The sequence below is a fragment of the Acinetobacter sp. AOR01_HL genome (assembly GCF_027855455.1).
Taxonomy (GTDB): domain Bacteria; phylum Pseudomonadota; class Gammaproteobacteria; order Pseudomonadales; family Moraxellaceae; genus Acinetobacter; species Acinetobacter baumannii.
This window is the reverse complement of sequence record NZ_JAKTIM010000007.1, coordinates 50249-71942: the sequence shown is the minus strand read 5'-3', so window position 1 is coordinate 71942 and position 21694 is coordinate 50249. Positions and strand designations below refer to the sequence as shown.

Sequence of the window (21694 nt, the reverse complement as noted above, 5' to 3'; positions counted from 1 at the left end):
AATCCCTTAAGCTTGTTCTACGTTGCTAGTTTGCACGACAGGACGATCAGTCACTTTCGCTTCAAACTCGCTACGGAAATGTTTGAGTGCGCCCATAAGCGGCTCCATCGCACCTGGTGCGTGGGCACAGAAAGTCTTACCAATCCACAATTTACGAGTAAGTTCTTGTAAGTGGTCGATATCCTCTTTCTTACCTTCACCTGTCTCAAGTGCTTTAAGCGCTTTAACAGCCCATGGCAAACCATCACGGCAAGGTGTACACCAGCCACATGATTCACGCGCAAAGAATTCTTCCAGATTACGGGTCAACGACACCATACATTGGGTCTCGTCTACCACCATTAATAAACATGTTCCTAAACGTGAACCTGCTTTCATAATGGTTTCAGCATCCATTGGTAAATCAATGGTATCTGCCGGTAAAAAGTCAGTAGACGCACCGCCTGGTAACCATGCTTTAAGCTTCAAGCCATCACGCATACCACCAGCATGTTCTTCGATTACTTCACGTGCAGTCGTACCAAATGGTAGTTCCCAAAGACCAGGGAATTTTACTTTACCTGACGCACCATAAATCTTTGTGCCCGGATCTTTTGATTTACCTGCTGATAAACCGATATACCATTCTGGACCACGAAGCATGATTGCTGGCAAGTTGTTATAAGTTTCAACGTTGTTCACAATCGTTGGGCGACCCCATGCACCAGCAACTTGCGGGAATGGTGGTTTAGTACGTGGGTTAGCACGGCGACCTTCAAGTGAGTTAATCAATGCAGTTTCTTCACCACAAATATAACGACCTGCACCAGTGTGCACGTGTAACTCGAAGTTCCAGCCAGAACCTAAAATATTGTCACCTAAGTAACCTTTAGCGCGGATTTGCTCAAGCGCTTCATTTAGGTATTGTGCAGCCTCGATATATTCACCACGAATAAAGATATAACCCTGAGTTGCTTCTAGGGTATAACCTGCAATCAACATACCTTCGATCAATTGGTGAGGAAGTTTTTCCATCAACAAACGGTCTTTAAAGGTACCTGGTTCCATCTCATCGGCGTTACAGATCAAGTAACGTGGACCGCCATCATTTGGTGCCATAAGAGACCATTTGATCCCTGCAGGGAAGCCTGCACCACCGCGACCTTTTACAGTTGCAGCTTTAATGACTTCAAGCACTTCAGCAGGTTTCATACCTAATGCTTTTTTAAAACCGGCATAACCTTCAAGTGCTTCGTAATCGTCAGCACTACGTACTGATTCTTGTTTGCTTAAACGCCAAGTCAGTGGATGAGTTTCCGGATTACCGTCGCCATAAATTGGTTTTGGTTCAGTATTCATACATACTTCTCCAATAACTGTTTGATTGATGTCACTTCTACTAAACCGTGAGTATCTTCATCAATCATTAACGTTGGGCCTTTGTCACAGTTGCCTAGACAGCAAATTGGAAGCAGCGTAAAACGACCATCTTGTGTCGTTTGACCAAACTGAATACCTAATTCGCGTTGGAATGCTTCAGCAAGTGTTTCAGCACCCATCAAGAAGCAAGCAATTGAGTCACAAAGCAAAATTACGTGGCGACCTACAGGTTGGCGATAGATACGGTTGTAGAAGGTTGCTACACCTTCCAAATCTGCAACACTGATCGTTAATAATTGTGCGATGGCGTTCATTTGAGCATCATCTACCCAGCCATTACGACGCTGTACGCACTTTAATGCATCTAAAGAAGCTGCACGTGGGTATGGATAGTGACCAATGTGATGTTCAATTTCGTGGATTTCTTCAGCAGTCAAAATCCCTTCAACATTCACACGTGGTTTTTTATCAGTCAGAATCATCATTTTGCGTTACCTCTTAGCGATCCACGTCAGCCATAACCACGTCAATGGTCGCCAGATAAATGATTAAGTCAGATACTAAACTGCCGTTAATCACTGAAGGAATTTGCTGTAAGTGAGTAAACGTCGGTGTACGGATACGAGTACGATAACTCATCGTTGCCTTATCCGAAGTCAAGTAATAAGTACTTGCACCTTTCACAACTTCAGTCATGAATGACGCTTCACCAGCAGGCATGACAGGACCCCATGACACGCTCAAGAAGTGCGTAATCAAAGTTTCAATATCTTGTAACGTCTTATCTTTTGGTGGTGGAACAGCCAATGGGTGATCCGCTTTATATGGACCAGAAGGCATGTTATCCAAACACTGTTTGATAATTTTGAGTGATTGTTCAATTTCACGGAAGTGAACAAGTACACGAGCGTACGCATCACCTTCATACTCAACCGGAACTTCGAAGTCGAAGTTTTCATAGCCACTGTATGGACGATATTTACGAACGTCGAAATCAATACCTGTTGCACGTAAACCAGTACCGGTTACACCCCATGCAAGTGCAGATTTAGCATCGTATTGAGCAACATTACGTGTACGACCAATAAACACAGAGTTTTTAAATGCAGCTGTGTAGTATTCGTTCAAACGTTTTGGCATCCAATCTAGCAATTCTTTAACAAGTTTTTGCCAGTTGTTTGGAAGGTCATGTGCTGTACCACCAATACGGAACCATGCCGGGTGCATACGGTAACCCGTAATTGCTTCAACGATGTCGTATACTTTTTGACGGTCTGCGAACATATAGAATACTGGTGTCATACCACCGGCATCCTGAATTGCCGTACCACAGTAAAGTAAGTGGTTATTAATACGGAACAATTCGTTCAACATGACACGGATCACTTGTGCACGCTCAGGAACTTTGATTCCAGCAAGCTGCTCAACAGCCATGACATATGGCATGTTTTGCGCACAACCACCCAAGTAGTCAACACGGTCAGTATAAGGAATGAAAGAGTGCCATGTTTGACGCTCAGCCATCTTTTCCACGCCGCGGTGGTGATAACCGATATCAGGAACACAATCCTTCACTTCTTCACCGTCTAACTGCAATACAATACGGAATGCACCGTGCGCAGATGGATGGTTAGGACCCAAGTTCAAGAACATGAAGTCTTCGTCAGCGTTACCACGCTTAAGACCCCAGTCTTCTGGAACAAAGCGTAAGTGTTCCTGTTCGAAATCTTGCTTCGCTTTGTCTTGCATGTACGGCGTATATTCTGTCGCACGTGCTGAATATTCTTTACGAAGCGGGTGACCTTCCCAATAAGTTGGTAACAAGATACGACGAAGCATTGGGTGCCCTTCGAAATTGATACCGAACATATCGTAAGCTTCACGTTCATACCAGTTGGCATTTGGCCAGATATTTGTCGCTGTCGGGAGGTTAAGATCGTTTTCGTTCAAGGCAACCTTGATACGAATGTCACTATTACGCTCAAGCGATAATAAATGATAGAACACAGTGAAGTCAGATGCTGGCAAACCATCACGATGTTGGCGTAAACGCTCATCCATCGCTGATAAGTCAAACAGCATTACATAAGGACGTTCCACTTTACGCAGGAACATGAGGACTTCTTGCACGCGTGCGCGCTCAACCCAGACTGTTGGAAACTCTTCAAAAGTCGCCTGCACATAGAAATTCTCACCAAATTTGGTTTTGAGCTCTTCTACGATTGCAAATGCTGGGCGTGAATCAACTGGTGTTGATTCTGGCATAGCAATGTCAGTTTCAGCCATTGGCTTGGCTTCCTATTTAATACAAATTCTGTCAATTTTCTCGATGAACATATCGGTTAGATATGTCAAAACACCGTCAAAAAATTATTTAATCTCATCCATAGAGCGTAAGTTTTTAACGGCAATACGCTGCGCATTCTTACGATCACGTTCTGGCATCATCTTTGGCTTATACACTGGCTGAAGATCATCACCAATCACGGCAGAAAGCGGGCGTCGCTCTAATTGAATCTGGTCTTGTAAAAGCATTAATGCTTGGATTAATGCTTCAGGACGAGGCGGACAACCTGGGACGTACACGTCAACAGGAATAATTTTGTCTACACCTTGTACTACTGAATAGATGTCGTACATACCTCCAGAGTTTGCACAAGCGCCCATTGAAATAACCCATTTAGGTTCTAACATTTGTTCATACAAACGTTGGATAACCGGAGCCATTTTTACAAAGCAGGTACCTGCAACAATCATCAAGTCAGCCTGACGAGGTGAAGCACGAATAACCTCTGCACCGAAACGGGATAAGTCATGCACGCCTGTTAAGGTCGTTGCATATTCAACGTAACAACATGATGTACCAAAGTTAAATGGCCACAAAGAGTTTTTACGTCCCCAGTTTACTGCTGTATGCAAGACATCCTCTAAACGAGTCATGAATACGTTTTTATTCACTTCCTCTTCAAGTGGATCTGTCACAATTTGACGATCTTGCAATGGATATTGATCAGCATCCGGATTCGCGCGGGTCAGAGTATATTTCATCCCGACTTACTCCTTTTCAGATGACAATGCAGGTGTAGTTTTTGACTTAACACGACCTGATGATTGGGCTGGAATCTGGCCTGTAGGGTCAGTTACGAGCTCTTCAATAGAGTTAAAGCGTGTAATTTCAGCAATGTTCATTGTTGGTGAACCGACTTTAATCTTCTCACCTGCTAATTTACGGCGATCTGCCGGTGCCCAACTTAAAGCACCTACAGAGAAGGCATAAACAAGCGCAATTAATAGGTCAACGACAAAGATTACGACAGTGGTATAACCCAACCATCCTACTTCACGCACAGAAGTAGACCATGCATAGAGGTAAAGTGCCTCTAAGTCGAAAACAACGAAGAAAATTGCAACTAGATAGAACTTTGCAGACAGGCGAATGCGAGCGCCACCAGCACTCACGACACCTGATTCAAACTGCTCTTGCTTAGCACGTCCCCACGATTTCCCCCCGAGGAGTAAGGGAACTGTGAGCATAAAGACGCAAAGAAATGTAACGCCGATCACGAAGGCGATAATCGCCCAGTCGTATGGAGTAATGGCACTCATGCGGGGATAACTCCTGGCAGGCCTATTATTTAACAAAGAATGTATGTATTGGCCTTCAAATACACCAAACACAAAATTAATCCCGCCAATTGTACCTGATTTCTAATTTCCCTTGCTAGTTGAAGCGTCTTAGTCTTTTGGATGATTTTCCAATCAAAAGTAATCATCTATGTCTTGTAGAGGGGGTTTCACCGCTTATAATCGGTTTATTTGATAGTTTTCGCACTTGTAATGATTTTTTTCATTTTCTGATTTTTAATATTATTTGCACAATTGCTCAATCGGTCAAATTAAACACCTTACTTTTTTATAATATTAATCGGTTTTTTATTGTATTCATCTTCCCCTCTGAATTATGATGAATGTTTAATCATGCATTAATATTTTATTACTCTTGGATAAGAGTGTTTATCATTAAGGGCAGCTGATGCCATACTCACTTCGTGAATTTTCATTTTCTACCTCCCTGAAATTTTTTCTCTTATTTACCATCATTATTACGTTATGTTGCTTTATTGGAATTGCATCTCGTCCTCTTAGTTTTCTTGCTTTTTTCTGGCCTGCTAACTCGGTATTTCTAGGCCTATTGCTTCGATTTCCACAAACTCGCCAAATAGGTAGTTTTGCCGGTGCTTTTACCGGTTACATGATTGCCGATTTAGTTAATGGCACACCTCTTTTTCTCACCCTTATTTTAACGATATCCAACTACCTGTATGTAGTAACGACTTTAGCACTCGCAATATTGTTTAATCGCCATATAAAAGCAGCTTATCAAGGCTATTCTTATTTACTCTTATTTGCACTATGCGGGATTGGCAGCATAACCGGTGCTTTTTTTGCAGCAACTTTTGTGCCTATGTTTAACACCAAATTTATGATTGGTAGTTTTTGGGCCGAATTTGGTTATTGGGTTACATCAGAGCTTCAAAATGCCTTATTGTTGCTGCCCATTATTTTAAATATCCCCCCTTACCTTAAAATAAAAAACCACCTTAAGGGTAATCGTATATATATCAAAGCGATTGATTTTTTACCTTTATTCGCTGTTTTAATTTCGATAGGTGTAAGTTATTACGACTCGGGTCCAGGTTCCCTACTCTACCCCATCGCCGCATTAATCTGGTGCGCTATCCGCTATAAACCCATTATTGTTGCTCTCATTACATCCTTTACCAGTGCATATATTATTTATCATGTCTCAGGGCATTATTTATTACTGTATCCGCAAGACTATTTAGGCAATACCATTTCTATACGTATAGGGCTGATCATGATGACGGTTGCGCCACTTACCGTTTCCAGTATTAGCGCACTCCATTCTGAATTAATTCAGAAGTTACAACATGCAATTGCCCATGATGAACTCACCTCGAGTTTAACTCGACGCCAATTTTTACAGTCAGTCCGCTTACTCCAAGAAAAAGTACAAAAGGAAAATAAGACCTCTGCATTTTTTATGTTGGATGTCGATCATTTTAAAAAAGTGAATGATAGTTATGGCCACTTAATTGGGGATAGAGCCTTACAGACCTGTGTAACGACCATACAAAATATTTTACATCCTCATGACTTACTAGGACGTTTTGGTGGAGAAGAATTCGCAATTTTTATTCCGGATACCACCAGAGAGGCTGCCTTTGAACTCGCAGAAAGAATACGCATTCAAATTAGTCAGCAACCGATTTATGTATATGGCAAATTACCCATCTTTGTGCAGGTAAGTATTGGTATTAGCTTATATTCTCCAAGCTATCACCGTTCTATTGAAAGTTTGTTTAAAGAAGCAGACGATGCACTCTATCAAGCAAAGCGCCAAGGGCGTAATAGAGTTTTTATTTCTTTGTAATATTTCCAAGTCATCATCTAGTGTAATGAATTTTATACAATATCTTCTGTTTTGCCATGTATGCTAATAACAGATAATAAGGAGAAAAATGCATGAATCTAGAATATACGCATAAACCAGACTATTACTTGTTTGCACAATTACTGGTGCGACATATAGAAAGCTATATTCATAAACACCCAGATGCAGATAATGCCATTTTTGACTTGCGAGATGTCTATGAAATTTTTAGGCAAGATTTCGCATCAACCACAACAAATCTAGAAGGCATTTTACATATTGCAGACTCATATAGAGTTGAGACTTTGAATGGGGATCAGCCTCTTATTCAAAAATATCAAATTGATGCTAAAAATAATTCGCTCTTGATTGACTTTAATACAGATGCACTCAATAGCCTGAGAAGCGGCAAACCTATTTTGGAACCTGATGCAACTCAGTTATAAATGAACCAATAAAAAAAGCACCTTATGCAGGTGCTTTTTTATTGCTCTTTAATGGCGGTTGTTTAAAGCGATGTGCTGGCCAAGTCATAATAAAGCGTGCGCCTCCCAAACTTGGACTTTCATCTACCTTAATTTCCCCACCAAACCAGTAAGCAATACGACTTACGATAGAGAGACCCAAACCATAACCGCCAGATGCGCGTGTACGACTGTCATCTAAACGGGCAAAGGCTTCGAATACACGTTTGCGGTCTTGCTCAGGAATACCCGGTCCGTCGTCTTCGACACAGACAAAAGCCATGCCATCACTATGAATACCGCCCGTAATCCGAACTTTGTTATCACAATAACGAACAGCATTACCTACCAGATTTTGTACAACACGGTGAAGGTAACGACGCTCTGCATCTACTTTCACATATAAAGGCGGTGGAATAAGTTCAATTTCTTTCTGTGTTTTTAAAGCCTCAGTTTCAACTGCAACCTGATCCAACACTTCGAAGAGTACAATTTCTGCAAAATCTAGTGAAGGTGTACCCTGCTCTAGTTTTGCATAAGTCATGATTTCATCAATTAAGGTATTGAGCGCTTCAATATCTTTATCAATCATGTCGACCTGATGCATACGATGATTGTAATCATCTTCTTCGGCTAACATTTCTGTACCAAAGCGAATACGTGCCACAGGCGTTCTCAGCTCATGAGATACCGCTCTCATTAACTCACGTTGAGCCTCAATCAAACGCTGAATATGGTCAGACATATTGTTATAACTTGAAGCCAAGTTTGCCATTTCATCGCTTCCTTCAATAGGAACACGCAGTGACAAATCACCCGATTTCATACGGTTTAATGCATAACGCACCTGACGGATTTTGCGCTCTAACGGCAAAATCAAACCGTAAACACCTAGACTTAATAAGAATAAGCTAAATAAGGTAATACCCGCCGAAAGCTGTAAAGGCATCCAGTTAAACATTGGAACCGGACCCAGCACTAACACCTGCGCAGGATGATTCGGTATTGGAGACACAATCGAAATGGTTGTACCGCGCACTGTTGCACTATCTTTGTACAACATGACACTTTGGTCTTGGCGCAAACGTCCAATCTGTTCAGAATCCAGATTTACATCTTGAATGTTTTGAATATTGATCGGATATGAGAAATGCTTTTCAATCTTGGCAAGATATTCTTGTTCCTGCCCCGGATAAAACATTAAATAGTCGAGCACAAAAATAGGAAGAGCCTTCATTTGGCGTTCAGTGATTTTGTCGACTTTTATAGATAGGTAATGTTGTGGGTCGTCACGCAAGCCAATAATGACATATGCAATGCTATTGCTTGCATCGTAACGAACTACAGATTTTTGTGCTTCGATCCGCTTTTTCTCGGTCCGAGACAGCTCAACCTTACTTGCATCGGTATAATAAATTGGAAGTTCGAGCAAATCAGATGCGTCAGAAATCCAATCTATTTTTTGCTGCTTCCCAGGTTGTCGAGCGACTCCTTCACTAATGACATAAGAAATACCATCAGTTAAAGATTCTCGGTATTCTTGTGCGCGTTGGTAGTTGATAATTTGTACCAGTAAATACCCAAAAACAGCCACCAAAACAACAAGAATTACCAGCCCCGCATATATTCGCAGGAATATACTGTGTTTAAACACTCGACCAACCTTATAGGAAGTTTAATCAGATTTTACAATCCATTGGTTTCTTTAACAAACAAGTAACCTTTACTACGTACAGTTTTAATACGTTTTGGATTTTCAGGATCATCGCCAATTTTTGGACGAATACGTGAAATACGTACGTCAATTGAACGGTCTTGACCATCGTATTCGATACCACGTAAACGTTCGAAGATATCTTCACGCGATAAAATACGGCCAGCATTTGATGCAAGCAACCATAACAAGTCATATTCAGCACTTGTAAAGTCAACAAGCTCACCGTTCAACGTTACCGAACGGCCACCATTGTCGATGACAAGGTCGTCAAACTCAATACGTTGAGCAACTTCATCTTCAACAGTTTTATCCGTACGGCGTAACAAAGCACGAATACGCGCTAATAATACACGTGGTTGAACTGGTTTCGCGACATAATCGTCTGCACCCATTTCAAGACCAAGTACCTGATCCATATCTTCAGTACGTGCAGTCAACATTAAGATTGGTTGATGATAGTGTGGGCGAACTTCACGACAAACGGTTAAACCATCTGCACCCGGCAACATGACATCCAAGACCACAAGATCCGGTTGCTCACTAATAATACGACGAATTGCACGGTTACCATCGGTTTCTACACCAACTTCCAAACCATTACGGATTAAATATTCTTGAGTTAATCGCGCTAAACGCTCGTCGTCTTCAACGATCAGAATCTTTGGTAACTTTTCTTCTTGGCTCATATCATTGCCCCTATAAATCTCATTACATGTATCTTAAAAATCTTGCAGATACATTCGTTTATCATTTGCAATATACACACGTTTACATTGTAAACAAGTAGGCGTTCACCAAACTGATACATGACAACCATGTTTTGTTGCATTTTATTAATCTTTGAATTTTCAGGTATTTTTATTATCTGTTTATTGTTCTTAAATGTCATAATCTATTCATATTTCCTATGTATGAATATTAAACAAATTATTTCTTCACTAAATTTAAATTCACTCAAGTGTTTGTTTTTTTGAGTTATCCACAAAGTTATCTATAAGTGTTTTTTCACAGCTTTGGTATGCTATCTCCCGACAAATCATACAGATAAAAAATTACTAAAAAGTCAAGATTGATCTACCGTAAAAAATCCCGTATCTTGTGTTGAAAATAAACTTTAACTACTAAGTCTTGTGTTTATCCCTCAAATATCGTGGCATGTTTTTTGCTCGGTTCAAACGGTCTATGAACATAACAAAAGTGACAATGGAGCTATGCTGGCATGAGCGTAATTACTTCGACTCCCGGTCAAATTCAGGTGATTAAACGCACCGGAGATGTTGCTGCATTTGATGCAGAGAAAATTTCTGTTGCGATTGGTAAAGCTTTTCTTGCTGTGGAAGGTCAACAAAGTGCGGATTCGAGCCGTATTCACGACCGTATTACCCAACTGACGGAAATGGTACTGAACACTTTCACTCGCCGTTTACCTTCTGGCGGTACCATTCATATTGAAGAGATTCAAGATCAAGTTGAACTTGCACTGATGCGTACTGGGGAGCACAAAGTCGCTCGTGCTTACGTTATCTATCGCGATCAACGCGCAAGTGCCCGTAAAGACACAAATTCTAATCATCACCCTACCTTGCAAGTTACCGATGCAAACGGTCAGCTTCAACCACTTGATTTAAGTGCACTGCAAGCAACTGTAAATCGAGCTGCTGAAGGCTTAGAAGGTATTGATGTTCAAGCAATTATCGATGAAACCGTTAAAAACTTATATAACGGCGTAAAAGAAAGCGATATTGCTACCACCATGATGATGGCAACACGTACACGTATTGAACAAGAACCTAACTATACATACGTAACTGCACGTTTGCTTCGTGATGAGTTGGTAAGCACTGGCTTAGCATTCTTAGGTTTACCGGCCGATACAGCTGAAAACAATGCACTTGAAGCATTCTTGAAAAAAGGTGTAGAGCTTGATTTGCTTTCACCGGACTTGCTTAAGTTCGATCTAGAAAAACTAGCAGCGGCAATTCAACCGGAACGTTCTAACCAGTTTACCTATTTAGGTTTACAGACTTTATTTGACCGTTACTTCATCCATTCAAATGGCGTTCGCTTTGAATTACCACAATTATTCTTCATGCGTGTGTCAATGGGTCTTGCACTTAATGAGCAAGACAAAGAAGAGCGTGCAATCGAGTTCTATAACTTGTTGTCTAGCTTTGACTATATGGCATCTACGCCTACCCTGTTTAACTCAGGTACATTACGTCCACAGCTTTCAAGCTGTTACTTAACAACGATTGGCGATGACCTTTATGACATTTATGGTGCAATGCGTGACAACGCGATGCTCTCTAAATGGGCAGGTGGTTTAGGTAACGACTGGACACCTGTACGTGCCTTGAACTCTTATATTAAAGGTACAAACGGTAAATCTCAGGGTGTTGTTCCGTTCCTTAAAGTTGCGAACGATACAGCCGTTGCGGTAAACCAAGGTGGTAAGCGTAAAGGTGCGGTATGTGCGTACTTAGAAACTTGGCACTTAGACATCGAAGAATTCTTAGAACTTCGTAAAAACACGGGTGATGACCGTCGTCGTACTCACGACATGAACACTGCAAACTGGGTTCCTGACCTATTTATGCAACGTGTGTTTGAAGATGGCGAATGGACACTATTCACTCCGTCTGAAACTCCAGACCTACACGATTTAACTGGTGCTGAGTTTGCTGAACGCTATGCATACTATGAGTCTGTTGCGAAAGAACAGAACATGTTGCACAAGAAAGTACGTGCGAAAGACTTATGGCGCAAAATGCTTTCTATGTTGTTCGAAACTGGTCACCCTTGGATCACGTTTAAAGATGTTTGTAATTTACGTTCACCACAACAACACGTTGGCGTAGTTCACTCATCTAACCTATGTACTGAAATTACGTTAAACACCAACCAAGACGAAATTGCGGTATGTAACTTAGGTTCGATCAACCTTGTTCAACACGTTAAAGGTGGCGTATTAGACCGTGAGAAGTTAGCGCGTACTGTTAAAACAGCAGTTCGTATGCTCGATAACGTTATCGACATTAACTACTACGCTGTACCACAAGCGAAGAACTCTAACTTGAAACACCGCCCTGTTGGTATGGGTATCATGGGCTTCCAAGATGCACTTTACGAAATGGGTATGGCTTACGGTTCTGATGAAGCTGTGAACTTTGCTGATGAGTCAATGGAAGTGATTAGCTACTATGCAATCCAAACTTCAAGTGACTTGGCTGTTGAACGTGGTGCTTACTCAACATTTAAAGGTTCATTGTGGGATCAAGGCATCCTTCCAATCGACTCTTTAGAAATTGTTGCGAAATCTCGTCCAGAACGTATGTTTGAAGTTGACCGTACTCAACGTTTAGATTGGGACAGTTTACGTGCCAAAGTTCAAAAAGACGGTATGCGTAACTCAAACGTAATGGCGATTGCTCCAACTGCAACCATTTCGAACATTTGTGGTGTTTCTCAGTCTATTGAGCCAACATTCCAAAACTTATATGTGAAATCTAACTTGTCTGGTGAGTTCACTGTAATTAACCCTTACCTTGTTCGCGCATTAAAAGAACGTGGTCTTTGGGACACAGTGATGGTTAATGACCTCAAACACTTTGAAGGTTCAGTACAAAAAATTGCTCGTATTCCTGAAGAATTAAAAGCAATCTTTGCAACTGCGTTTGAAGTTGAGCCACGCTGGATTGTTGATGCTGCATCACGCCGTCAAAAATGGATTGATCAAGCCCAATCTCTTAACCTTTACATCTCTGGTGCAAACGGTAAGAAACTTGACATCACTTATAAGATGGCATGGTTACGTGGTCTTAAGACGACTTATTACCTCCGTGCGTTAGGCGCAACATCTGCTGAAAAATCTACAATTAACACAGGTGCGTTAAACGCGGTTAAACCTGCAACTGTAGAAGCAGCACCTGCGGCAGCTCCAGTCGTAGAAGCGAAGAAGCCTGAAGCAGTTGAAGAAGACGGCTTCACTCAAGCAGCTCCGGTTCCTATGGCTTGTTCAATCGATAACCCAGATTGCGAAGCTTGCCAATAACATTCAATAAAGTTGCTCTTTAACACAAAAGAGCAACTTTAAACGAGGTAAAGATTATGTTTTTTCATCTCAGCCATAACTATATGCTTGGTGTTGGAATCTTAATCTTTGCCTTTATTTTCTTTTATACGCCTATGGTTTACGCCTTTTTTAAAATCCGTAAACAACAGCGTAAGCAAAATAAGTTGTAGGGATAATGGACCAAAGGCCCAAAATTTGGTCATACATCAATAAAACTTAATTTTGTTTACACATTATGAGCGTATAGTAGTGACATCTTCGTTTAGAGATGTCGAACATAGATATATACAACGAAGAGAGAACAACAATGTCTATCCTTAGTTGGGACGATTTTGAAGATGATTCGCAAAAACCGGCTGCACCTGAACACAAGTCTGCGCCCGTCAACCCGGAAAAAACGCCTGATTCGCAGAATGTATCTGCTGCGCAGCCATCATCGCAGAGCGTGGCAGCTCCACAATCCACTGGAACCCATTCCGTGCGATCAACAAATCCAACCGATTCAATGGCTCGAGCATCTGAAGCCTTAGAACATTTGGATGTTGCTCCTGGCCTTGAAGAGTTAGAAATGGGCGCGCAACGCGTTCAGGTTGACGACAAAGCCATGATTAACTGTCGCGCCGACTTGAACCAGCTTGTTCCATTTAAATATGAGTGGGCTTGGCAAAAATATCTAGATGGTTGTGCAAACCACTGGATGCCTCAAGAAGTGAACATGAACCACGATATCGCACTTTGGAAGTCTGAAAATGGCTTAACTGAAGATGAGCGTACGATCGTTATGCGTTCTTTAGGTTTCTTCTCGACTGCGGACTCTTTGGTTGCGAACAACCTCGTATTGGCAATTTACCGTCACATCACGAACCCTGAATGCCGTCAGTACATTTTGCGTCAAGCGTTTGAAGAAGCAATTCACACTCACGCTTACCAATACTGTATCGAATCTTTAGGTATGGATGAAGGCGAAGTCTTCAACATGTACCGCGAGATTCCATCGGTTGCGCGTAAAGCAGCTTGGGGCTTGAAGTACACTCAATCGTTAAGTGATCCTACTTTCCACACAGGTACGCCTGAAAACGACCAACGTTTACTTCGTAACTTGATCGCGTTCTACTGTGTTCTTGAAGGGATCTTCTTCTACTGTGGCTTTACTCAAATTTTGAGTATGGGTCGCCGTAACAAGATGAATGGTGTTGCTGAGCAGTTCCAATACATCTTGCGTGATGAGTCTATGCACTTGAACTTTGGTATCGACATGATTAACCAAATCAAGATTGAGAACCCTCACCTTTGGACTGCCGAGTTCCAACAAGAAGTGATTCAAATGATTCTTGAAGGTACGATGCTTGAAATCGAATACGCACGTGACACAATGCCACGCGGTGTATTGGGTATGAACGCAAGCATGATGGAAGAATATTTGAAATTCATCTGTAACCGTCGTTTATCTCAGTTAGGTTTACCAGAGCAATTTGTTGGTGTAACTAACCCATTCGCGTGGATGTCGGAGATGATGGACTTACGTAAAGAGAAGAACTTCTTTGAAACTCGCGTAACTGACTACCAAACTGGTGGTGCGTTAAGCTGGTAAGTTGAAGCGTTCTTACTCAAAGTAATTTGAGACTATAAAAAATCCGACTCTATGTCGGATTTTTTATAATTATTAGTATTAAATTGAACCAGATTAGCTTATAAGAGATACATTATGCATATAAAGTATTTAATAATTTTTAGCGTCATAAGTTTGTGTACCTTAAATATTATAGGCTGCTCAAAATCACTTTCACCACAAAATAATAACCAAAGTGAGTCAAGTAAACTATACGAACAAGGTAGTAAATACTTCTTAGGAAAAAATGTTCCACAAGATTATCAAAAAGCTTTTTCTTATTTCCAAATGGCGGCTGAACAAGGCTTACCTATTGCACAAAATGATTTAGCAGGAATGTACTCCAAAGGAATTGGTACGTCGAAAAATGAAGAAAAAGCTTACTATTGGTATGAGAAAGCTGCTAAAAATAATTTTCCAGAAGCTCAATACAATATGGGGCTTATGTATGATAATGGCTATTATGTAAACAAAAATAGATCTAAAGCCTTAGAGTTTTATAAACTATCTGCTAATCAAGGTTATGCTAAAGCTCAATATAATCTAGCAAATGCTTATCTTTCAGGAGATGGTGTACAAAAAGATATTAATTTAGCTTTAGAATTATATGAAAAAGCTGCAATACAAAATCTTTCTGAAGCTCAATATAACTTAGCAAATATTTATTCAGATGGTAACTTAGTTAAACAAGATAATGAAAAAGCTTTAGAGCTATATATACAACTAGCTGAGAAAGGTGTACCTGAAGCTCAAAACAATCTAGCCTATATGTATGCTAATGTTTACTCAGATTATGAAAAAGCAAAATTTTGGTTCAAAAAAGCTGCCCATAATGGATATAAACCCGCGAAAGAGGCTTTAGAACAGTTTCAGTAAACTATAATGTATTTCACTTAGAAAAAGGGTGTTACTAACAACCCTTTTCTCATATCTACAGATCCATAAATTGATAATATTTATGATAGGTCTAAATACCCAAATACAGCCTTTTCAACTCGCTGTCGTAAATGATTTAAATCACTTTCCCCTACTATGCCCGCCGCGTTAATCATTCCTTTGCTTAAAGCAATTACATCTTAAATGAATATCTGAGATGATGAACTTACATAAAGAGAAGAAATTCTTTGAAATACGCAAGATGCCATAATTTCTCAAAGATCATCAATCTTTTCCAGAATACAAAACTGAGCCAACTAAAACTGCTTGGCCTGCAATGCTAACGTGTAATATTGAATCTGTTTTCTCAACTGTCACTAAAACCCGCCCCGGTTTTTCTATTGCGAAGCCTTGATATCCCCAATAACTTACTTTCTGGTCACATTCGATTAAATCGTGATGAACAAGGTACGCCCCCGCTGGACCATTTGCATTCCCAGTTACAGGATCTTCATTTATACCGATTGCAGGTGCAAACATTCGACCATAAGTAATAGGTTCTTGCCTACTCCCTTCCAAAACAAAGGGGAAAAAACCATTGCAACCGATTTCAGCACTAATAGCTTTCAATTTTTCATTATTTGGAGTTAATCCATCAAGCTTACTTCTGCTCAGCATCGGCACCATCACCTTGGAATGCCCCGTCGTGACAACTTGTATTGGTAAGTCAGCAAAATCACTTTTACTCACACCGAGTGCGCTTGCGAGTTCAGTCCGTTGACTCTCATTAAAAGGTGGTAAAAACTCTACGCGACCTTGAGTCATTTTCACCAATAACGCTTCTGGACTTCCAAATATTGAAACGGGTAAATGACCAGCTCCTGTTTTTGCGATTAATGGATAGTCGGATTGGTGGCCTGTAGTTGCACGTAAAAAATGAGTGGCGATTGTGGCATGTCCACAGATTGGGACTTCATGTGTAGGGGTAAAATATCGAACATGTATATCATGGCTTTGATCTTTAGGTGACAAAACAAAGGCAGTTTCTGAATACCCAGCGAATGCAGCTATATCTTGCATCTCTTGAGTCGTAAGATGGTCCGCATCTAGAACAACCCCTGCTCGATTTCCTGTATTTGGTTTGGTGGTAAACGCATCAACTATATAAATGGTCGTCATGGCAGAACTCCTCTGTTGTTAACATTGTGATCTCAGAAATAGCTCCTGCCATAACCAGAAAATCTTATTTAATTGCAACGACACATGCCTTAGCTCTAAAAAGTTTATAGTCGTCTCATATAATGAGTTTTGAGTCTTTGTAGTGGTTGTTTGAATTGTATAAATCTAAACATCGGCGATACTATAGTTTTTATTGCAAACGCATTTTCTAAATATGGAAAGGTATGAACTGGGACGATACTAAAGTTTTGTTAGCTATTGGGCGAACTGGCGGGTTGAGCCGCAGTGCAAAACTGCTTGGTATTAGTGTTTCTACCGTACATCGCAGAGCTGTTGAACTAGAAAAAAGTCTCAATGCGACTCTTTTTTCTCGAGACAGTGATGGCTATACACTCACCCATGTTGGAAAACATTTTTTTGCTTTGGCTGAAAAAGCTGAAGAGCATTTAATAGCGATGGAACGTTACAACGATCAAGGGCAACAATCATTGTTCCGTATTGCTTTACCTGAGTTAATTGGGCAGCAGTTGCTTCAATCAAAGCTAACAGTATTGCAACTAAAGCACCCAGATTTACAATTAGAAATATCAACAAGTGTCGTTCCTGTTGATTTTTCCCGACGGGAAGCTGACATTATTCTTCGACTTGTCCGACCAGAAAGTGGGCGTTACATTATTCGGCGACTTGGCCAACTGCAGTATGGACTTTATGGTAGTAAGGATTATTTTGCCAGTTTCAAAGAGCATGCTGAAACGGCTGATGATTTATTGAATCATCGTATAATCGGTTGGGATAGAAGGCTTCAATATACGTTCTTAGCACAATGGATGCGTGAACTCACTCAAAATGCAGCGCCTGCTTTGTCTTTTGATAACATGCACTCGCAACTACGAGCAGCCATTGAAGGACAAGGAATTACAGCCCTGCCTTGCTTTGTTGCACAGGCTTCTGGTTTAGTACCCATACTACCTGAACAAACTTTAAAACAAGATGTGTGGTTAATGCGTCATTTAGATACTAAGGATAGTGACTATTCAACGTTGATTAGCGAAACAATTGAAAAAGAGCTACAAGAATATCTGTTGTGATAAGAATTAACTTTTATTCTAATTTTGAATTTAAAAAAGAAATTATATGCTAAACCGAGTTATGTCTCGCTCAAGTTGACAGAGTGATTTGTAGTTAAAATGATTGGCGAGAACTATCAAATCTGCTCATAAAAAATCCGACTTGTGTCAAAATCGGAATTTTGCTTTTTTATGGTAGATAAAAAATTCTTAAAACTTTGATTTAAAAATCTTTTTAAATATGGTTTCGTATAAGCGCCATTATGTTAAATAGGCGGGAGATTTCATGGCGTATGGAGTTCTCATAAGAGATTTTATGTTAAATAGCCCCTCGATCTAGGGCTATTTTTTGAGGTTCCATTTAGGTTGTATCATGTTAATTTTAGGAAAATCTAAAAACCTAATTTATTTCTGATAGTTCCAAAATTGGAAAGTCATTGTACTTTCCAATTTTTCAAAATGTTGCTCTATTTCTATATACTTTTCTTTTGATAATAATCCTTTAGATACTTTCTCTCTACAGGTTTTTAATAACTCTCTTCTTTCTTTATAACGACTTTGGTTTAGTTTAATACCATCGATTTGAAGCTTACACATAGAGTTAAATATGGCCTTATATTTTTGGCAAAATACTATAAAGTCACGAACATCATTCGTTACATCAATCCAATTATTTTCTTTATCTGCGAGTCGATCAAAATTGCATGGTTTTACAATAGTATTATTTGGTATTCCTGTATTTTTAATTTTTAAGTCTAAAAATATTTTTCTTGCTAATTCAGAACAGTACGAAAAATTTTTTCCTGGATTCTTTTTAGGTTTTATCTTATATGGCTGCATCAGATAGAAAGCGCATGCTTTTAAAATATTATCATAGTGGGTTTCATTAACTTCATTGAATCTAATAACCCTCCAATTGGGCTCAACATCGGCTAGTACATCCATAACAGATCTCATACTAACACCTACTTTCGGTATAGCATCTACGCATACAAGTTCCGATTGAACTATTGCTACGTGGCTTGATACTGCTTTGAAATAAACAGGTTTTTGGGATGCAACTAGTATTTTAGATTGGGTAGAGACACCCGTCATCAATATGATATCGCCAGGACGTAGAATTTTATTAACATTAAATTTGGCTAATTCTTGTGTTACTTCATTATCATTGCCTCTGACAAAATCTTTATAAACAGCAAGTTGCTCTTCAGGAATATTTGCAACTTTCGCTAAAAAATTTAATTCTTGATCTGAAGATCCTCTGATTTTATTTAATAAAGCTTCTGATTCAATTTCCGAGTTCATTACTCTAAATATATCCGCAGCAGCGACATTTCTAGCATGTTCTGCTAACTGAGTATAAATATTGTTTGGCTTTCGGTTACTAGTATCAATCATAATAATTCCACATTTAAATAAATATAAATAGTTGAAAATTATATTTTTATTAATGATAAAATAATACAGTCATACTAATCTATATACAAAATTATGATTGAAAGTCAGCCCACTCAACAAACTGAAGATGATTCTGAAAGAAATCATATACCCGATAACAAGAAAAGTTTTCTAGACAATCTTGGAAATGTAATTCAAGCAACTTTTATAAATCCTCTCTCAACGAAACTTGGAGAGTTTTGGATTGTTACTTACATAGTAGCTCTAGCCCTTTCAGCCTTATTCGCATTATTTTCTTATATATTCTCTACATTACTAGGTCCTACACAGATACAAGCTATTGTTTCTTTAAGTCCTAGTACACTCGAATTCTTAAATAGATGTTTTAATTTAATTCTGTATATGGTTCCAGCATTTTTAATGTCTGCACTAGGATCATATACAAGAATTCTCTTATCAGATTACAGCATGAATGTTATCAAATGCTTCAAATTAATTGTGGGATCTGGTTTTTTTGGTATAGCTACTTTATTAGGTATACAAAGTGGAATATTTTTTGATCTATTAATAGGACATGGATCTAATATTTCTCAATTAGTAACAGTCAGTGAACAAGCAAATGAAAAAACTTTCTATAAGATAATTTTACTTTGTTTTTTAACAGGAATGTTTTCTACTGTAATTTTCATTACGATAGAAGAAAAACTTAGGTTACTTTCTAAAAAAGTAAATGAAGATAAATAATTTTCCGTACAATTCTTATCTATGTAAAATGATAGGCGTTATGCACAATTAAAAAAGGGAGTTGATAACTCCCTTTTTTATCGATGATTTTTACGTTCATTTAGCATTGCTTCACGTAGAATTTTGTTCAAAAGTGAGATCCTTGACCTTAATGCTAATTCGCGATATTGATATGAAACAATCTATAGTTTGACCTGATATCTTTAGAATTAGATTTAAATAAGTTAAAATAATTCATAACCTTAAGCTAAATTTGTTATTTTTATATGAAATACATTATAGATATATCTAAATTAAAGAAATTTGATATTGTTCTTACACGCAGTAAGCATCTTCGCTCTAAAGCAATTCGTTATTTTAGTGAAGGCGATTATTCACATGCATTAATTTGTGTATCTGATTTCTCTTTAATCGAAGCTACCGTTAAAGGTCGAGTATTTTCAGAAAATCCTCAAAGATTGATATTTAAAAATATAGATGATTGTAAAGTTCTTCGTTATAAAGGTACTTTGAATCAAGAAGATCAATCACAAATAGAACTTTTTTTGCGTTCACAAATTTCAACCTTATATTCTATTAAAGAGGCAGTTAGAACAAAAAAATATGAAACAACAGATGAGGAAGCTCAAGAAGCAGGACAGTTTTGTTCTCGTTTAGTTGCTCAAGCTTTTAATCACGTAGATATAAATTTGGTAACTAATCCTAATTATTGTTCACCTGAAAATTTAAATTCTTCAGAGCTGCTTGAAACCGTACCTGACATTATTCGTATAGCAACTGAAGAAGAAATTGCTTTTTCTAAGACAAAAAGCCAAATCAAAGAGAACCAAATCCAAAATTATTTATGGCTAGATAATGTCGTAAAATTAGCTAAAAAAGAGAAATTTATTATTTTAAATCAAGATGATGTTGGTTTATTTTTAATAAAACATCCTCAGTATGATAAACAAGTATGTAAGTTTATAAAAAATACTAATTATTTAGGACAATATAAACAAGATGAAGTTGTTAATCCCCCTCGATATAAATATTCTTCTAGTGCTTCTCTAGATATTTTGACTGAATTAAAAATTAATCATAATGTGATTAATAGACATTTAATAAGTTATGCACGATCGTGTGATAATTATCATAAGACTAAACTTAATTATTGTTTATTATTGAAAAACTTATATAAGAACTTATTGCAACAGGGTAATACGAGACTGAATGTTCTGATTCGTTATATAAATAGAGAGCTGCTTATAGGAAATGGAAATAAAGAGGAACTATCCGAACTTGTTGAAGAAATCCAAAGTCTACAAAAAAATATTAGAAAAATTTTCATGCAAGATGGCCATAAAGAATATCTGTAAAAGTTTAGATATTCTAAAATTAACATAATACGCCTTATGCGAAATGTAATTTTTTATCTGATATAAATCATAGTCTTATTTTTTAATAAAAAGCCCAATTCATAGTGTTGGGGCTTTTTTAATGATTTGTTACGTTTTGTGGTTACTTATTAATCAATTTCCCACAATTTCATGTAATCTCTCTTAATTCTCAAGCACACAAATATTCAATTTTCTAAATAGTTATAAGATGACTCACTGCCCTTATCGTACACATAAGCTTAAGTAATTCGAGTATCTAAATGCATCTTCCAAAAAGTTTATCACATCTATATGCTCTTCATAATGACGTAGGTTGTGACTTTTTTATTCTATAATCACACAGTTTATGTCGCAAAATAATGTCATTGAGAATCACAA

Annotated in this window: 19 protein-coding genes and 1 pseudogene; 9 read left to right on the top strand and 11 right to left on the bottom strand. The window is 38.6% G+C overall.

Annotated elements, in window-relative coordinates:
* Nucleotides 1-6 precede the first annotated feature (6 nt).
* The 5 genes from nuoF to ndhC all read right to left on the bottom strand — a co-directional run bounded on the left by nuoF (nt 7) and on the right by ndhC (nt 4965).
* Complete coding sequence (nuoF, locus tag MKL62_RS00885) at nt 7-1338, bottom strand: NADH-quinone oxidoreductase subunit NuoF (RefSeq protein WP_001091095.1); 1332 nt, start codon at nt 1336-1338, stop codon at nt 7-9.
* Nucleotides 1335-1844, bottom strand: coding sequence for an NADH-quinone oxidoreductase subunit NuoE (nuoE, locus tag MKL62_RS00880; RefSeq protein ID WP_000973142.1), 510 nt, complete (start codon nt 1842-1844; stop codon nt 1335-1337). Before nuoE ends, nuoF begins: the two co-directional genes overlap by 4 nt.
* A 13-nt stretch (nt 1845-1857) precedes the next feature.
* Nucleotides 1858-3645: an NADH-quinone oxidoreductase subunit C/D gene (nuoC, locus tag MKL62_RS00875; RefSeq protein ID WP_000852150.1), complete on the bottom strand. Its 1788-nt coding sequence runs from the start codon at nt 3643-3645 to the stop codon at nt 1858-1860.
* Nucleotides 3646-3729: 84 nt separating this feature from the next.
* Nucleotides 3730-4407 (bottom strand): NuoB/complex I 20 kDa subunit family protein, encoded by a 678-nt coding sequence (locus MKL62_RS00870; RefSeq protein ID WP_000878003.1) that lies wholly within the window; start codon nt 4405-4407, stop codon nt 3730-3732.
* Between the two features lie 6 nt (nt 4408-4413).
* On the bottom strand, nt 4414-4965 hold the full coding sequence (gene ndhC / locus MKL62_RS00865) for an NADH-quinone oxidoreductase subunit A (protein ID WP_001274550.1): 552 nt from the start codon (nt 4963-4965) through the stop codon (nt 4414-4416).
* Nucleotides 4966-5392: 427 nt separating this feature from the next.
* Here ndhC and MKL62_RS00860 point away from each other — a divergent pair, with 427 nt between their 5' ends.
* Together MKL62_RS00860 and MKL62_RS00855 are read left to right on the top strand one after the other, a co-directional pair.
* Nucleotides 5393-6814, top strand: coding sequence for a GGDEF domain-containing protein (locus MKL62_RS00860; protein ID WP_001147027.1), 1422 nt, complete (start codon nt 5393-5395; stop codon nt 6812-6814).
* A gap of 92 nt (nt 6815-6906) precedes the next feature.
* Nucleotides 6907-7260, top strand: coding sequence for a hypothetical protein (locus tag MKL62_RS00855; protein ID WP_001047855.1), 354 nt, complete (start codon nt 6907-6909; stop codon nt 7258-7260).
* A 22-nt stretch (nt 7261-7282) separates the two neighbouring features.
* On the opposite strand, the gene bfmS is transcribed toward MKL62_RS00855, so the two are convergent.
* The 3 genes from bfmS to MKL62_RS00840 are packed head-to-tail and all read right to left on the bottom strand — an operon-like array spanning nt 7283 to nt 9884.
* Nucleotides 7283-8932 (bottom strand): sensor histidine kinase BfmS, encoded by a 1650-nt coding sequence (gene bfmS / locus MKL62_RS00850; protein ID WP_005129536.1) that lies wholly within the window; start codon nt 8930-8932, stop codon nt 7283-7285.
* A 32-nt stretch (nt 8933-8964) separates the two neighbouring features.
* On the bottom strand, nt 8965-9681 hold the full coding sequence (gene bfmR / locus MKL62_RS00845; RefSeq protein ID WP_000076440.1) for a response regulator transcription factor BfmR: 717 nt from the start codon (nt 9679-9681) through the stop codon (nt 8965-8967).
* Nucleotides 9678-9884, bottom strand: a complete 207-nt coding sequence (locus MKL62_RS00840; RefSeq protein WP_000143214.1) for a hypothetical protein — start codon at nt 9882-9884, stop codon at nt 9678-9680. The genes bfmR and MKL62_RS00840 overlap by 4 nt, the downstream gene beginning before the upstream one ends.
* A 330-nt stretch (nt 9885-10214) precedes the next feature.
* Here MKL62_RS00840 and MKL62_RS00835 point away from each other — a divergent pair, with 330 nt between their 5' ends.
* From MKL62_RS00835 to MKL62_RS00820, 4 genes are all read left to right on the top strand, one after another.
* Nucleotides 10215-13046 carry a ribonucleoside-diphosphate reductase subunit alpha gene (locus MKL62_RS00835; protein ID WP_000111542.1) on the top strand — a complete coding sequence of 944 codons (2832 nt, stop codon included), beginning with the start codon at nt 10215-10217 and terminating at the stop codon, nt 13044-13046.
* A gap of 56 nt (nt 13047-13102) precedes the next feature.
* A complete protein-coding gene (locus MKL62_RS00830) occupies nt 13103-13237 on the top strand; it encodes a hypothetical protein (protein ID WP_000465010.1) in 135 nt (44 codons plus the stop codon).
* Nucleotides 13238-13374: 137 nt separating this feature from the next.
* Nucleotides 13375-14658: a ribonucleotide-diphosphate reductase subunit beta gene (locus MKL62_RS00825; RefSeq protein ID WP_000025828.1), complete on the top strand. Its 1284-nt coding sequence runs from the start codon at nt 13375-13377 to the stop codon at nt 14656-14658.
* Nucleotides 14659-14772: 114 nt separating this feature from the next.
* The gene (locus tag MKL62_RS00820; RefSeq protein WP_005129537.1) at nt 14773-15552 is read left to right on the top strand and encodes a tetratricopeptide repeat protein; all 780 of its coding nucleotides are present in this window, start codon (nt 14773-14775) and stop codon (nt 15550-15552) included.
* Between the two features lie 80 nt (nt 15553-15632).
* On the opposite strand, the pseudogene MKL62_RS00815 reads toward MKL62_RS00820, so the two are convergent.
* Together MKL62_RS00815 and MKL62_RS00810 are read right to left on the bottom strand one after the other, a co-directional pair.
* Nucleotides 15633-15752: pseudogene (locus MKL62_RS00815) on the bottom strand (TetR/AcrR family transcriptional regulator); the annotation flags it as partial.
* Between the two features lie 85 nt (nt 15753-15837).
* A complete protein-coding gene (locus MKL62_RS00810) occupies nt 15838-16731 on the bottom strand; it encodes a PhzF family isomerase (RefSeq protein WP_005129539.1) in 894 nt (297 codons plus the stop codon).
* A gap of 224 nt (nt 16732-16955) precedes the next feature.
* On the opposite strand from MKL62_RS00810, the gene MKL62_RS00805 reads away from it, so the two are divergent.
* On the top strand, nt 16956-17819 hold the full coding sequence (locus MKL62_RS00805) for a LysR family transcriptional regulator (RefSeq protein WP_005129541.1): 864 nt from the start codon (nt 16956-16958) through the stop codon (nt 17817-17819).
* 384 nt (nt 17820-18203) lie between these two features.
* Here MKL62_RS00805 and MKL62_RS00800 read toward each other — a convergent pair whose 3' ends face one another.
* Entirely contained in the window at nt 18204-19196 is a 993-nt protein-coding gene (locus MKL62_RS00800; protein WP_005129543.1) for a hypothetical protein, read from the bottom strand.
* Between the two features lie 93 nt (nt 19197-19289).
* On the opposite strand from MKL62_RS00800, the gene MKL62_RS00795 reads away from it, so the two are divergent.
* Together MKL62_RS00795 and MKL62_RS00790 are read left to right on the top strand one after the other, a co-directional pair.
* Entirely contained in the window at nt 19290-19940 is a 651-nt protein-coding gene (locus MKL62_RS00795; protein WP_005129544.1) for a hypothetical protein, read from the top strand.
* A 266-nt stretch (nt 19941-20206) separates the two neighbouring features.
* On the top strand, nt 20207-21295 hold the full coding sequence (locus MKL62_RS00790) for a C40 family peptidase (RefSeq protein ID WP_005129546.1): 1089 nt from the start codon (nt 20207-20209) through the stop codon (nt 21293-21295).
* The last annotated feature ends 399 nt before the right edge of the window (nt 21296-21694 follow it).

What these genes read in the sequence shown, in the direction of transcription:
- nuoF (WP_001091095.1), bottom strand. Translation starts at nt 1,338, where the DNA reads ATGAATACTGAACCAAAACCAATTTATGGCGACGGTAATCCGGAAACT.
- nuoE (WP_000973142.1), bottom strand. Translation starts at nt 1,844, where the DNA reads ATGATGATTCTGACTGATAAAAAACCACGTGTGAATGTTGAAGGGATT.
- nuoC (WP_000852150.1), bottom strand. Translation starts at nt 3,645, where the DNA reads ATGGCTGAAACTGACATTGCTATGCCAGAATCAACACCAGTTGATTCA.
- MKL62_RS00870 (WP_000878003.1), bottom strand. Translation starts at nt 4,407, where the DNA reads ATGAAATATACTCTGACCCGCGCGAATCCGGATGCTGATCAATATCCA.
- ndhC (WP_001274550.1), bottom strand. Translation starts at nt 4,965, where the DNA reads ATGAGTGCCATTACTCCATACGACTGGGCGATTATCGCCTTCGTGATC.
- MKL62_RS00860 (WP_001147027.1), top strand. Translation starts at nt 5,393, where the DNA reads ATGCCATACTCACTTCGTGAATTTTCATTTTCTACCTCCCTGAAATTT.
- MKL62_RS00855 (WP_001047855.1), top strand. Translation starts at nt 6,907, where the DNA reads ATGAATCTAGAATATACGCATAAACCAGACTATTACTTGTTTGCACAA.
- bfmR (WP_000076440.1), bottom strand. Translation starts at nt 9,681, where the DNA reads ATGAGCCAAGAAGAAAAGTTACCAAAGATTCTGATCGTTGAAGACGAC.
- MKL62_RS00840 (WP_000143214.1), bottom strand. Translation starts at nt 9,884, where the DNA reads ATGACATTTAAGAACAATAAACAGATAATAAAAATACCTGAAAATTCA.
- MKL62_RS00835 (WP_000111542.1), top strand. Translation starts at nt 10,215, where the DNA reads ATGAGCGTAATTACTTCGACTCCCGGTCAAATTCAGGTGATTAAACGC.
- MKL62_RS00830 (WP_000465010.1), top strand. Translation starts at nt 13,103, where the DNA reads ATGTTTTTTCATCTCAGCCATAACTATATGCTTGGTGTTGGAATCTTA.
- MKL62_RS00825 (WP_000025828.1), top strand. Translation starts at nt 13,375, where the DNA reads ATGTCTATCCTTAGTTGGGACGATTTTGAAGATGATTCGCAAAAACCG.
- MKL62_RS00820 (WP_005129537.1), top strand. Translation starts at nt 14,773, where the DNA reads ATGCATATAAAGTATTTAATAATTTTTAGCGTCATAAGTTTGTGTACC.
- MKL62_RS00810 (WP_005129539.1), bottom strand. Translation starts at nt 16,731, where the DNA reads ATGACGACCATTTATATAGTTGATGCGTTTACCACCAAACCAAATACA.
- MKL62_RS00805 (WP_005129541.1), top strand. Translation starts at nt 16,956, where the DNA reads ATGAACTGGGACGATACTAAAGTTTTGTTAGCTATTGGGCGAACTGGC.
- MKL62_RS00800 (WP_005129543.1), bottom strand. Translation starts at nt 19,196, where the DNA reads ATGATTGATACTAGTAACCGAAAGCCAAACAATATTTATACTCAGTTA.
- MKL62_RS00795 (WP_005129544.1), top strand. Translation starts at nt 19,290, where the DNA reads ATGATTGAAAGTCAGCCCACTCAACAAACTGAAGATGATTCTGAAAGA.
- MKL62_RS00790 (WP_005129546.1), top strand. Translation starts at nt 20,207, where the DNA reads ATGAAATACATTATAGATATATCTAAATTAAAGAAATTTGATATTGTT.